Source organism: Bradyrhizobium sp. 956_D2_N1_4 (assembly GCF_052076025.1).
GTDB classification, from domain to species: domain Bacteria; phylum Pseudomonadota; class Alphaproteobacteria; order Rhizobiales; family Xanthobacteraceae; genus Bradyrhizobium; species Bradyrhizobium barranii.
Map to the genome: position 1 here is coordinate 2278316 of NZ_CP197237.1, position 12532 is coordinate 2290847.

A 12532-nucleotide genomic window follows, 5' to 3' on the forward strand; every position below is an offset into this window, starting at 1 on the left:
CGACGCGGAGATAGCTGGAATCTGGCTTATACGAAACAGCCAGTTTCACGTGATTTCATCGGTCCAGTTCGGCGGCGGCCTGGGCGAGGAGCTTGCAGCCTCTCGCGATCTGAGCGATCTCCAGTGCCGAATAGCCCATGACGAGACCGACGGTCTTCGGCGTCCGGCTTGGGCCGACCAGCAACGCCGAGACCGGATAGATGCCGACGCCCTTCGCGCGAGCCGCCTGGATCAATGCATCCTCGCGCTTCTGCGGCAGATCGTCGAGCCACGCCACCACGTGCAGGCCCGCCGCCGTGCCCTCGATCCGGACACGATCTCCGAACCGGCGGCGCAACGCGCCGATCAGTGCCTGCTGACGCTCGGCGTTGCGCCGGCGCACGCGCCTGACGTGGCTGTCATAGGCGCCGCTTTCGAGCATCGAAGCGAGCGCGTGCTGTTCGATCAGCGGCGTGTGCCGGTCCATGATCTGCTTGGCGGCGGCGAACAGAGATCGCAGCCCGGCGGGCACGACCAGGTAGCCGATCCGCAAGGTCGGGGAGAGCGTCTTGGAGACGGTGCCGAGATAGATCACGTTGTCGCTGCCCTCCAGCGCATGCAGCGGCGGAATCGGTTTTGTATCGTAGCGATACTCGCTGTCGTAATCGTCCTCGATCACGTAGGCGTCGTGCTTGCGTGCCCAGGCGAGCAATTGGTGCCGGCGTCCGATCGGCATGACGCCGCCGAGCGGATATTGATGCGACGGCGTCACATAGGCGAGCCGGGCCTCGATGCCGTCGAGCCGCGCTGTCTCCAGTCCGTCCGCGTCAACGGGGATCGGCACCGTCTCGGCGCCCGTCGCCGCGAGCGTGTGCCGCGCCATCTGGTAGCCGGGATCCTCCATCACGAAGCGGTCGCCGGCGTCGAGCAGGAGGCGCGCGCAGATGTCGAGGCCCTGCTGCGAGCCGTTCACGACAACGATCTGATCGACCTCGCAGCGGACGCTGCGCGATCGCCACAGATAGCCCTGAAGCGCGGTCCGCAGCCGCAATGCGCCGCAGGGGTCGTCATAGGCGAGCCGCTCGGGCTTGCGCGCCATCGCCGCCGTCACGGCCTTCTTCCATGCCAGCACCGGGAAATCTGACGGCGAGAGCTCGCCATAGCGGAAGTTCGCGATGAGCCCGCGCGGCGGCTCGATCCAGCGCGGCGGGTCCGATCGCAGCCGCTCGCCGAAGGCCGACAGAAGCGGCTTGCGCGCCGAAGGCCGGGATGCGGCGCGCGCGCGTCCGCGTTCGACGACGGCGCGGGCAACGCGCGGCCGCGCGCCATGGCGTGTCTCGACGAAACCTTCGGCGGCGAGCTGTTCATAGGCGACGGTCACGGTCGAACGCGCCACGCCCATCTCGCCGGCAAGCGCCCGCGACGACGGCAGCAGGCCGTCGATGCCGTAGACCCGCGTCAGAATCTGATCCCTCAGGGCTTCGTAGATCTGGCGCGCGCCCATGCGGCCGGCGCGATCGCCGGGAGTCGTCTTCATCTGGACCATCCACATTCCTGGCTCGGCATTCGTCCGAACGGACGATGCCGGAATGTGGTTCTAGTCCCGTTCGCCGAGAGTTTCGACGTAAGCCTTGCCGTAGGGGTAAAAATGCTCCTTGCGGCCCTGATCCCAGAGGGCCTTCAGCCCGGGCGCGGTGATGTCCCAGTCCGGACGGCAATTCATGCTGACGGCTCGGAGATCCTGGCGCAGCTCTTCGATGGTCGGGCGTCCGAAGAACCAATAGCCGTTATAGATCTTGTGAACGCGCAGGCCCGGCTCCAGCACGATGACATGCGGGATCATCGGATTGTGGACGGGATCGGTGTATTCGGCGATGTCGAGATCCTTCTGAACGATCCGCCGCGAATCCGACAGGAAAGGCCAGTGCGCCCCGACGCCGCTGCGATATTCGTTGGTCTGGGTGATGTTGTCGGTGGTGATCGTGACCAGCCGGCAGTAGCCGACCTCCATCTCGCGATGGAGTTGCAGCAGGCCTTCGGCCTGGCGTCGGTCCTTCGGACAGAAGCCGCCGCGGCCGAGAACGAGCACCATCGGATCGCCACCCTGGAGCTCGGAGAGCTTCCGGTGCTTGCCGGTGTGGTCGCTGAGCTCGTAATCGGGGAAGGTTACTCCCGGCATCATGTCAGGTCGCATTGGACTCTCCCATGTCTTCGAACTCTCGCATGTCTTCTCGCATGTCTGGCGTGGGTGCTGACACTCACAGATCGATCACGACGTCGCCCTGGGGCCTTGAACAGCAGATCAGGACATTGCCGTCCGCCGGTGCGTCGAGCGGGTCCGGCGCGTAGCTGACAGATCCGGCCACGAGCCCGCTCTCGCAGTTGTGGCAGACCCCGGTGCGGCACGACCAGCGCACGGGAACGTCGCAGGCTTCGGCCAGTTCGAGCAGGCTGGCATATGACGGTCCCCAGCAGACATTGAGGCCGCTGCGGGCGAACGAGACCATCGGACCCGGGCCGGTTGCGCCGGCCGGCAAGTGCGCCCGCTTCTGCGGGGAGGCCGCTATGCCGGGTGTCAGGGATGGTCCGGCGCCAAACATCTCGGTGTGAACGCGATCCGGTGCGACACCGAATGCGGCAAGCCCGCGCGAGAGATCGGTCATGAACGGTGCCGGCCCGCACAGATAGAAATCGCCGTCGCGTGGGACGCCGACGGTTTGAAGCACCCGGAGGTCCAGATGTCCGATCGTGTCAAAATCCACATTGAGGCGATCGCCCGGATCGGGCGCGCTGTAGCAGACATGGCTGTGATGGTGGGCCAGCCCAGCCAGCAGCCCGCGCACCTCGGCGGCGAACGCATGTTCGCGACCGTTGCGGGCGCCGTGCAGCCACCAGACCTCTCGCGTCGATGTTTCCGCGGCGAGCGCGTGCAGCATCGCAAGCACCGGCGTTACGCCGATGCCGGCACTCAGCAAGACGACGGGCCGCGCATCTTGCCGTAGCGTGAAACTTCCGCGCGGCGCGCCGATCTGCACAGCGTCGCCAATTTTGACCTCGTCAGCGATATATTGGCTTGCCGCGCCGTGGGCTTCCCTTTTGATGCTGATGCGCCAGGACGCGGCATCGGAGCGGCTGGACAGCGAATAGCTGCGCGTCATCGCCGCTGCAGCGGAGGCGCCGAGCCGCACGACGACGAACTGCCCGGGCAGGGCGGTGGCGACGGGATGTCCGTCTGTGGGTTCGAGGATCAGCGACGTCACGTTGCCGCTTTCGGCGATCTTGCGCGCCACGCGAAACGGCCGGAAGCCGCGCCAGGCCGGAGGCGGGCTCGACGCCGGGCCGAGCCCGGCGTTTCCCGCCGTCGTATCCTTGCGCTGCTGCTCGAGCAGCGCCTCGAAGGAATGACGCCAGCCACCACTCAGCGCCGGAATTTTCAGCGCGCGCTCCAGGCGGTCGCGCGGGTGAGGGGGCAGATACAGCAGCGCATTGATCTCGGACACGCTCATGCGCTCGGGCCCGCTGGCGACCTGCACGATCTCGTCGCCGGCCTCGACGTCGCCTTCCTCGATCACCCGAAAATAGAAGCCGGGCCGGCCGTGCCTGACGAGCAGCGCGGCCATGTCCGGCTCCTCCATGCGAATGCCGAGCCGGTAGCAGGTGACGCGCGGCTGCGTCACCTCGAGCAGGGCAGAGCCGATTTTGTAATGGTCTCCGATGCAGACGTCCCTGTCGGCGAGGCCCTCGACGGTAAAATTCTCGCCGAATTGACCGTGGACGAGGTTCGCTCGGCCGAGGTGCTCCTGCCAGTATTGATAGGACTCCTGCTGGTAGACGTAGACGGCACGCTGCTCGCCGCCATGACCGGCGGTATCGCCCTGGCCATCGCCGTCGATGTTGAGCCGGCGCACCCTGCGCGGACCACTGACGGGCGACTTCCAGATTCCGGTATGCACGGTCCTGCCTTGCCAAGCGATGTTGCGCGGCAGGCCGACATTGAGGGAGAGCAAGCGGGCCATGGGGGTTCCCCGGTGTGACGGGCGCGGCTCTGGCGGTTTCCAGGTCGCTGCAATGCCAATCTGCATCCATGTCGGATTTTTGGCCCGTTAGTCGTTGTTAGACGTTGCTAGCCGGTCTTGTCGCCGGCTGTCTGCGCCCCGATCTGGGGAGCAGACACCGCAAGACGGGAGATCGCGATGGATGATCAGGCGATACTGGCGGCCCTTCAGCGCCATTGGGCTGCGTCGGACGCGAATGATTTCGAGGCCGAGCACGACATCTACCGCGAGGACGCCGTGCTCGACTATCCGCAGTCCGGCGAGCGCATCCGCGGCCGCGGGACGATTCAGAAGAGCCGGTTCGTGCAGCCCAACAAGAAGCGCTTCACGGTCCGCCGGATCGTCGGCGGCGGCGATCTCTGGGTGAGCGAGTTCGTGCTGGCCTATGACGGCGTGCCGTCCTATGTCGTCAGCATCATGGAGTTTCGCGAAGGACTGGTGGCGCACGAAACGCAATATTTCGGCGAGAAGTTCGATCCCGCCCCGTCGCGCGCGCATCTTGTCGAGTTGGTAGGGTAGGTCCGCGTCCTCCGTCATTGCGAGCGCAGCGAAGCAATCCAGTCTGTCTCCGCGGAACGATTCTGGATTGCTTCGCTACGCTCGCAATGACGATGTTGATTAAGCTGCGCGCCAAACGGTCGTGCCCCGGCTCAGCAGCGCCTCTTGGCGGTGCGCTGCTGAGCCGGGGCCGATGTTGCAGCGGAATGCGTGGCTTTCTGGGTTCCGGCTCGGCGCAGCAACGCGAAGAGCGCTGCAGCGCGTCCGGGACACGTGCATCGCTGCTTAACCAAATCCACTGACATGGAACCCGATGCGGCGGCTGGTCGCACTCCGCTCGCCTTGATTCCGGCCCACCCATCTTTATGTCTGGAGCGAACAAGAATCCGGGCCCCTCTGGCGAGGACGCCGACCATGTCGGCAAAACCTCGCGATGTCGGATGACCTGTCCCGCGCGAATGCGATGGATCGGCCGATCGTCGGGCCTTCTCGAGTTCTCTCCGACTCAATCGTCCCCATCTCAGCCCCGCGCGGTCATTTCGCAACGTAAGGGAGCTACGATGTCCGACGCCGCCACTTCAAATCCGACCGAGATCGAGATCACGGAACCGTCCAGGCTGAACGAGCAGGCTGCGGTCGCATTGGTGATCGCCGGCGCGCTCGTCGCCGTCGCAGACCGGCGCGTTTCGCCGGTCGAGCGCGACGAGGTGATCCGCTTCATCAGGGATCGCGGACTGGCACCGCACATGAGTGACGAGCGGCTGTTTGCGATATTCGACGAACTGGCGGAACGACTCGAGGAGCCTGACTTTGCCAATGTGGTGATCGACACGTTGCGTCCGGTCTCGGACCTGCCGCTGTCGGCCCATTTGATGGAACTGTCGGAGCGCGTCGCGGCTGCGGACGAGGACGTGCATCCCCATGAGGTACAGGCGATCAAGCTGTTGCGCCTGCTGACGCTGGTGCTGCCGCGCGCAAAGCCGGTGGCGCCGGGCAGCGCAGGCACTGAACGGCGCGCCGGCGCGCAGGAGTGAGCATGAGCACAGCATCGGACGAGCGGACGACAGGAAATCTGGTCACCACCGGCCAGATGGCCGGTGGCGACCCGCGCCTCGACAAGCTCGTCCGTCGCCTGCCGCCGCGCATGGGCGACACCGTCGCCTATCTGCTCAAACCGTCCAGCCGCTGGGTGAGGATCCCGTCGGGCGCGCTGCTCATCGTTGGCGGCGTGCTCTCCTTCCTGCCGGTGCTCGGAGTCTGGATGCTGCCGCTCGGCCTCGCACTGCTCGCCGAGGACGTCCCGGCGTTGCGCGCCTCGCGCTCCAAGGTCCTGGATTGGGTCGAGCGGAAGAAGCCGCAATGGCTCGATCCGTCCGCATCGAAAAATGATCAATCATGACTGAATTCATCACCGCCGACGCGCTGACCGCGCTGCTCCAGGTCATCCTGATCGACCTCGTGCTCGCCGGCGACAACGCCGTCGTCATCGGCCTTGCCGCCGCCGGCCTGCCGGCCGAGCAGCGCCGCCGCGCCATTATCGTCGGCATCGTCGCCGCCACAGCCTTGCGCATCGTCTTCGCCGGCGTCGCGACCCAGCTCCTGCAGGTGATCGGCCTGCTGCTCGCCGGCGGCGTGCTGTTGCTATGGGTGTGCTGGAAGATGTGGCGCGAGCTGCGCGAGCAGTCCGCGCACACCGAGCTCGCGTTGAGCCATGGCGGCAGCGCGGGCAGCGCACCGGCGTCGCGCAAGACCTTCGGGCAGGCGGCGTTGCAGATCGTCGCCGCCGACGTCTCGATGTCGCTGGACAACGTGCTCGCGGTCGCAGGCGCCGCGCGCGAGCATCCCTACATCCTCGCGTTCGGACTGTTGCTGTCGGTCGCGATGATGGGCGTCGCCGCCGACCTGCTCGGCCGGGTGTTGCAGAAGCAGCGCTGGATCGCCTATGTCGGTCTCGCCATCATCGTTTACGTCGCCTTCGAGATGATCTATCGCGGTTCGCTCGAGCTCGCGCCCGTCATCGCGAGCCTCTGAGGCGACAATTCCTGCCTGCAATCCGGAGTGATCCATGACGCCTGAACCCAAAGCACCTTCGGCGCACGCCGGGCCGCGACCGAAAATCGGCCCATTCGCCCAGCTCATCTTTGGCTCGCGCTGGCTGCAAGTGCCGCTCTATGTCGGCCTCATCGTCGCGCAGGGCGTCTATGTGCTGCTGTTCCTGAAAGAGCTCTGGCACCTGGTCGCGCACTCGTTCGACGCCAGCGAGCAGCAGATCATGCTGGTCGTGCTCGGACTGATCGACGTCGTCATGATCTCGAACCTGCTGGTCATGGTGATCGTCGGCGGCTACGAGACCTTCGTCTCGCGCCTGAACCTGAACGGCCATCCGGACGAGCCGGAATGGCTGAGCCACGTCAACGCCAGCGTGCTGAAGATCAAGCTCGCGATGGCGATCATCGGCATTTCCTCAATCTCGTTGCTCAGGACCTTCATCGAGGCCGGGAATCTCGGCACCACGCGCAGCAATTTCACCGAGTCCGGCGTGATGTGGCAGGTGCTGATCCACCTGACCTTCATCATTTCCGCAATCGGTATCGCCTGGGTCGACCGCATCAGCGAGAGCGGGCACCGCAAGCAGAACGGTCACGCCTGAGGGGCGATCCGCACTCTCAGGCGCCGATGGCCAGATGCAACGGACGCCGTCCGCGTGCCAGCGTCTCGGACGGCGCTTCGCCGAAGGCCAGTCTGTAGCTCCTTGAGAAGTCGCCCAGGTGCCAGAAGCCGTTGCCGAGCGCGGCGGCCTTGACGGTCAAGCCATCGCCCCCGGTCATGAGCTGGACGCGAACGGCCCACAACCGTTTGAGGCGCAGATAGTGGTGCAGGCTCACGCCGTGCACCGCGTGCGTCGCGACCTGGAGCGTGCGCACGGACACGCCGAGCGCGGCGGCGAGGTCGTCGCTGTAGAGCGGCTTGCTGCCGAACAGCGCAACGACGTCGTCGAGATGCGCGATCAGCTTGCGGTGCTTGTCGAATGAACCGGGGCGGGCGCTGCGTGCGCCTGCCGGCAGCAGGGTGGCGTCGAGGCCGGCGAGCAGCGTTTCCTGGACCGGGCGGTAGAGCGCCTCGAACTGCCGGGGATCGTTGCACGCCGAAGCCAGCGAGAACATCTCCAGGATAGCCGCGCGCAGGCGCGCCATCGGATCGTCCTGCGTGCGCACATAGGAGAGGACGGTGTCGAAATCCGCCCAGCCGCGATGGCGCATGTCCGAGTTGAAGCGCAGCATCAGGTAAGTGTTGGGGTGATGCTCGATCGCTTTGACGGGGGCTTTGCCGCGCATGACGGCGATCATCGAACTATCGACCTCGCGGCCATTGGCGATGGAGTGAAAGGTGAGGGGAACAACGAGGCCGACGCCGTTGTCCGTGCCGATCTCGGCCTCAAACCGCCGTGCAAAGGAGCGCTGGAGCACGAAGAGCCCGTCGCGGAGCGGCAGGATGGCGCGAGACAACGAGAATTCCCGTGGACGGAGCGGCGTGCTGGTGCCGAGTCCGAGCACCTCGTTGGCGCGAAACTCGTCGAAGTCCGAGCAGCGCTCGACGCCGAGGACGCGCGATGGTTTTAGCCGACGGACCGGCATTTCGGGAACCCAGGGCATGTCGGGGGGAGCGGGTGGAATCCGCACAAGCGTATCAGAGGCCCGACCGTCGGCCATATTCCGGGAAACTACTGCCTGCGCGGCGGCGACAGGGGAAGTCGGCGCGCCGCTGTGAGGACTTCACGGACAAGTACGCGAGTCCGGCAGGCTCAGATCGTTCACTTCAGAATTTCGCACACCGTAGGATGTGATCCGACGTCATGCCGCGCGTTGCTTGTGGAGATGCTCCGCCACCACGCCTCCAGCGCGTCGCGCTCGCAGCCGAGTCTGACGCTCATGCCGCCGGCGAACTTGATCCAGTCGGCGAAATGGTCTCCGCCAACCGCGATCACCACGGGAATGTCGGCGTCGAGCGCGCGTTCGATCAGGTGGGACAGACCCTTGCCGTCGCGCTCGCGCTTGCCGAAGCGGTTGATGATGAGGAGATCGGCGCCATGCGAGAGAGCGTCCGCGATCCGCATCCCCGCATTTTGCAGCCGCGCGAGATCGAGACGGCAGCCGCGCGCGGCCGGATCGAAATCCTGCGCGAGCAGAAGCGTCTCGCCGCTGTGAAGCAGCACGGCCGACAGGCTCGAATCCGCGCATTGGCCGGCCTGAACCATGCCGACGACGCGACCGCCGCGCGCATTCAGATCCGCCGCGAAGCTGCGCAGGACCTCGTCGGGGTCCTGATGCGCCTCGTAGACGAGGGCGGCGAGGTCGCATTGCGCATCGAACATGGTCGGCCTCCGTTTGACGGCAAAGAATTGGGGCCGCGACGTTTCCGCCGCGGCCCCGGTTTTCCGATCAGGCCGCGGGCGGGCCGTTGATGATCTGCAGCTGTGTGAACTCGGCGAGACCTTCCTCGGCGAATTCAGTGCCGATGCCCGACTGCTTGGCGCCGCCGAACGGGATGTGCGGGGCCATGTCGAGGTGCTTGTTGATCCAGACCGTGCCGGACTCGAGCTGCGTTGCGACCTCGTGTGCGCGCTTGATGTCGGACGACCAGACCGACGCGCCGAGGCCGTAGGTGGTGGCGTTGGCGCGGCGGATCGCGTCGTTCTTGTCGGAATACTTGATCAGCGGCAGCACCGGGCCGAACTGCTCCTCGTCGACCAGTTTCGAGCCTTCCTGGATGTCGCGCACGATGGTCGGCTCGATGAAATAGCCGGGACGGTCCATCGCCGAACCGCCGGCGACCACCTTGCCGTTCTTGCGGGCGTCCTCGAGGAACGTCTTCACCTTCTCGTACTGCATCTTGTTCTGCAGCGGCCCGAGCTTGGTGCCCTGCTTGGCGCCGTCGTCGACCACCGTGCTCTTGGCGATCGCGACCAGTTCGTTGCAGAGCTCGTCATAGACGGACTCGTGGACGTAGAGCCGCTTGATGGCGAGGCAGACCTGGCCGGAGTTCTGGAACGCGCCCTCGAAGATGCCGGGAGCGACCTTTTTCGGGTCGACATCGTCGAGCACAATACCGGCGTCGTTGCCGCCGAGCTCGAGCGTGATGCGCTTGAGCGTCTGCGCTGCGCTCGCCATCACCTTCTGCCCCGTGGCGGAAGAGCCGGTGAACGAGATCTTGCGGATATCAGGATGCTTGGTCATCTCGCCGCCGAGGTCGTTGGCGTCGGTGATGAAGTTGAGAACGCCCTTCGGCAGGACGTCCTTGATCAACTCGGCGAAGCGCAGGGTCGCGAGCGGCGTGGTCGGCGCCGGCTTCACCACCAGCGTGTTGCCGGCGAGCAGGGCCGACGGCAGCTTGAAGCTGAGGATGAGCAGCGGATAGTTCCAGGGAATGATGGCACCGACGACGCCGAGCGGGCGGCGATAGGCTTCCACCTTGCGGTCACCGGAATCCTCGATCACCTTCATCGGCAATTCGAGCGAGCTGAGGTAGCGGAAGAACGCGGCCATCCCCAAAACTTCGCCGGTGGCGTCGCCAAGCGGCTTGCCTTGCTCGCTGGTGAGGATGTGGGCGAGCTCGCCCGAATTGGCCTCGATCACGTCGGCCATCTCGTTCACGAGCTTGCGGCGTTCCGCCATCGGGGTCGCGGCCCAGGCCGGGAAGGCGGCCTTCGCCGCGGCGACGGCGGCATCAAGCTGCGCCTTCGAGGCACGCGGACACTGCGCCAGCACCTCTTCGGTCGCGGGATTGAGAACCGGCATGGTCTGGTCGCCGGGCACCATCTTGCCGTCGATGAGAAGATTGTAGTCACTCATTGGCTTTGCGCTCCCTTGCAGAAACGGGCCGTTCGGGGCCTCGTTATATCGAACTATATATCACGACTTGGCCGGGCCGACCATGGCAGCCGGTTCGATCAATTCCAGAAAAGCAGGGCTGGACGCGGGTGGACATATCGATATATCGTGATGAATATAGCGAACCGTGTTCCGGGACTGACGATGGAAATCAAGGTGAGGCAGCTCACGACCTGCGAGGTGGCGTCCGACGGCGGCGCGATCTCGCTGGGCTTCGAGGATCTGGCGGGCAACCCCGCCGCGGTCAGTGTCTCGCTCAACCAGGTCGGCGCCCTCATCATGACGCTGCCCGGGCTGCTCGAGGCGGCGCTGAAGGCCCGCTACGGCGACCAGAGCCTGCGCTACGCCTATCCGCTGGCGTCCTGGGCGATCGAGCAGGCGACCGATACGACCCAGCGCATCATTACGCTTCAAACCGAGGACGGCTTCAAGGTGCGCTTCTCGATCCCGAAAGCCGAGCAGAGCCTGCTCGGCGAAGCGCTGACCCAGCCGATGCCGGAAATGTCGGTGCGGCCGAACTAGCGGCTTGGGCCAAAGGCGCAAACAAAACACCGCCTAAGAATGAAATTGCCGATTGGGCCGGTCGAACGCCGGAAATGTTGCACGCGTCGCCTGAACTAGAGAATCGCTTTGCCTGTTCGCCAGCCTAAAGTTGCGGGCGGGCAGAGGTGGCAAGCGATGAGCGATGTTCGAACGGGTTTCCTGGACGCTATCGGCAACACGCCATTGATCAGGCTGCGAATGCCGTCGGAGGCCACGGGTTGCGAGATCTATGGCAAGGCCGAATTTCTCAATCCCGGCGGCTCGATCAAGGATCGTGCGGCGCTGGCCATGATCGACGATGCCGAGCGATGCGGCAAGCTTGAGCCAGGAGGCATGATCGTCGAAGGAACGGCCGGCAATGTCGGAATCGGCATAGCGCTCGTGGCGAATGCACGCGGCTATCGAAGCGTGATCGTGATGCCTGACACGCAAAGTCAGGAGAAGAAGGACATGTTGCGGCTGTGCGGTGCCGACCTGCGCCTGGTGCCGGCCGTACCCTATTCCAATCCGGGTCATTACGCGCGCTATTCCGGCCAGCTCGCCGAGGAGCTCGGTGCTTTCTGGGCCAATCAGTTCGACAATGTCGCCAATCGGGAGGGGCACTATCGAACGACCGGTCCTGAGATTTGGCGGCAAACGGATGGAAGAATCGACGGCTTCACATGTGCCGTTGGGAGCGGCGGTACCTTGGGCGGGGTCGCGCGAGCCCTCAAGGAACGAAATCCCGGCATCAAGATTGCGCTCAGCGATCCCATGGGGGCCGCGCTCTATAATTGGTTCACCAAAGGCGAGCTCACGACGGAAGGAGACTCCATCACCGAAGGGATCGGGCAAGTCCGTGTCACCAGGAACCTGGAAGGCACGCCCATCGATGCGGCATATCAGATTACGGACGAGGAAGCGCTGCCCGTTCTGTTCGACCTGATCGAGCACGAAGGGCTGGTGCTGGGCGGCTCAAGCGCGATCAATATCGTTGGAGCCATGCGACTTGCGCGCGACCTCGGTCCGGGCAAAACCATCGTGACCATCCTAGCGGATGGCGGACAGCGCTATCAATCCAAGCTGTTCAACCCGGAGTTCCTGCGCAAGAAAAATCTGCCCCTGCCACGCTGGATGCGATAGCGAGCCGCCAGGATGCGCGCCCGTCCGTTCACGATTTCCGCGAACGGCCGATGTCGCTCTTAAGCGCTTCCAGCTCCTTGTGCACGGCGCGCGCGGCGTCGCGTTCGATCTTGCGGTAGCGCGCGACAAGCTTTTCGCCGAAGGGAGTGAGCATCGCGCCGCCGCCGTTCTTGCCGCCGGCCTGCGGCTCGACCACGGGATGTCCGCAAATGCGGTTGATCTCGTCCACGAGATCCCAGGCACGCTTGTAGGACATGTCCATGGCGCGGCCGGCCGCCGAGATCGAGCCTTGCTCGCGGATCTGCTCCAAAAGCTCGATCTTGCCGGGCCCGATCCGATCCTCGCCATCGAGGTCGATGCGCAGACTGAGCTGGGGAAGCGATTTGGCGCTCGCGCGCGGCATGACGGGGTCTCTTGGGGCACTTGTATGCGAGATTGCCACTCTTG

At 65.1% G+C, this 12532-nt stretch carries 14 protein-coding genes; 7 read left to right on the forward strand and 7 right to left on the reverse strand.

Features of this window, described 5'->3' with window-relative positions:
- Positions 1-55: 55 nt before the first annotated feature.
- The 3 genes from pdxR to AB7535_RS10220 form a co-directional block, all read right to left on the reverse strand.
- Positions 56-1525, reverse strand: coding sequence for a MocR-like pyridoxine biosynthesis transcription factor PdxR (gene pdxR / locus AB7535_RS10210; RefSeq protein WP_354112991.1), 1470 nt, complete (start codon positions 1523-1525; stop codon positions 56-58).
- A gap of 51 nt (positions 1526-1576) precedes the next feature.
- Positions 1577-2173, reverse strand: coding sequence for a redoxin domain-containing protein (locus tag AB7535_RS10215; RefSeq protein WP_439036172.1), 597 nt, complete (start codon positions 2171-2173; stop codon positions 1577-1579).
- Positions 2174-2237: 64 nt separating this feature from the next.
- Positions 2238-3995 (reverse strand): MOSC domain-containing protein, encoded by a 1758-nt coding sequence (locus AB7535_RS10220; RefSeq protein ID WP_439036173.1) that lies wholly within the window; start codon positions 3993-3995, stop codon positions 2238-2240.
- A 177-nt stretch (positions 3996-4172) separates the two neighbouring features.
- Between AB7535_RS10220 and AB7535_RS10225 the strand changes: the two genes are divergently transcribed.
- From AB7535_RS10225 to AB7535_RS10245, 5 genes are all read left to right on the forward strand, one after another.
- Positions 4173-4553 (forward strand): nuclear transport factor 2 family protein, encoded by a 381-nt coding sequence (locus tag AB7535_RS10225; RefSeq protein ID WP_439036174.1) that lies wholly within the window; start codon positions 4173-4175, stop codon positions 4551-4553.
- Between the two features lie 539 nt (positions 4554-5092).
- A complete protein-coding gene (locus AB7535_RS10230; protein ID WP_439036175.1) occupies positions 5093-5566 on the forward strand; it encodes a TerB family tellurite resistance protein in 474 nt (157 codons plus the stop codon).
- Positions 5567-5568: 2 nt separating this feature from the next.
- Positions 5569-5931: a hypothetical protein gene (locus AB7535_RS10235; RefSeq protein ID WP_028146728.1), complete on the forward strand. Its 363-nt coding sequence runs from the start codon at positions 5569-5571 to the stop codon at positions 5929-5931.
- Entirely contained in the window at positions 5928-6563 is a 636-nt protein-coding gene (locus AB7535_RS10240) for a TerC family protein (protein ID WP_247307055.1), read from the forward strand. The genes AB7535_RS10235 and AB7535_RS10240 overlap by 4 nt, the downstream gene beginning before the upstream one ends.
- 34 nt (positions 6564-6597) lie before the next feature.
- Positions 6598-7182 carry a TIGR00645 family protein gene (locus tag AB7535_RS10245; protein WP_354117368.1) on the forward strand — a complete coding sequence of 195 codons (585 nt, stop codon included), beginning with the start codon at positions 6598-6600 and terminating at the stop codon, positions 7180-7182.
- Between the two features lie 16 nt (positions 7183-7198).
- Here AB7535_RS10245 and AB7535_RS10250 read toward each other — a convergent pair whose 3' ends face one another.
- From AB7535_RS10250 to AB7535_RS10260, 3 genes are all read right to left on the reverse strand, one after another.
- Complete coding sequence (locus AB7535_RS10250) at positions 7199-8167, reverse strand: helix-turn-helix domain-containing protein (RefSeq protein WP_439036176.1); 969 nt, start codon at positions 8165-8167, stop codon at positions 7199-7201.
- Positions 8168-8343: 176 nt separating this feature from the next.
- Complete coding sequence (locus tag AB7535_RS10255; protein WP_439036177.1) at positions 8344-8904, reverse strand: DUF2478 domain-containing protein; 561 nt, start codon at positions 8902-8904, stop codon at positions 8344-8346.
- A gap of 67 nt (positions 8905-8971) precedes the next feature.
- Positions 8972-10381, reverse strand: a complete 1410-nt coding sequence (locus AB7535_RS10260; protein ID WP_085404849.1) for an aldehyde dehydrogenase family protein — start codon at positions 10379-10381, stop codon at positions 8972-8974.
- A gap of 183 nt (positions 10382-10564) precedes the next feature.
- On the opposite strand from AB7535_RS10260, the gene AB7535_RS10265 reads away from it, so the two are divergent.
- Together AB7535_RS10265 and AB7535_RS10270 are read left to right on the forward strand one after the other, a co-directional pair.
- The gene (locus AB7535_RS10265; RefSeq protein WP_028159380.1) at positions 10565-10942 is read left to right on the forward strand and encodes a hypothetical protein; all 378 of its coding nucleotides are present in this window, start codon (positions 10565-10567) and stop codon (positions 10940-10942) included.
- Positions 10943-11098: 156 nt separating this feature from the next.
- Complete coding sequence (locus AB7535_RS10270) at positions 11099-12085, forward strand: cysteine synthase A (protein WP_439037325.1); 987 nt, start codon at positions 11099-11101, stop codon at positions 12083-12085.
- Between the two features lie 28 nt (positions 12086-12113).
- Here the strand turns inward: AB7535_RS10270 and AB7535_RS10275 are convergent, their stop codons facing one another.
- Positions 12114-12488: a winged helix-turn-helix domain-containing protein gene (locus tag AB7535_RS10275; protein WP_354117372.1), complete on the reverse strand. Its 375-nt coding sequence runs from the start codon at positions 12486-12488 to the stop codon at positions 12114-12116.
- Between the last annotated feature and the right edge of the window lie 44 nt (positions 12489-12532).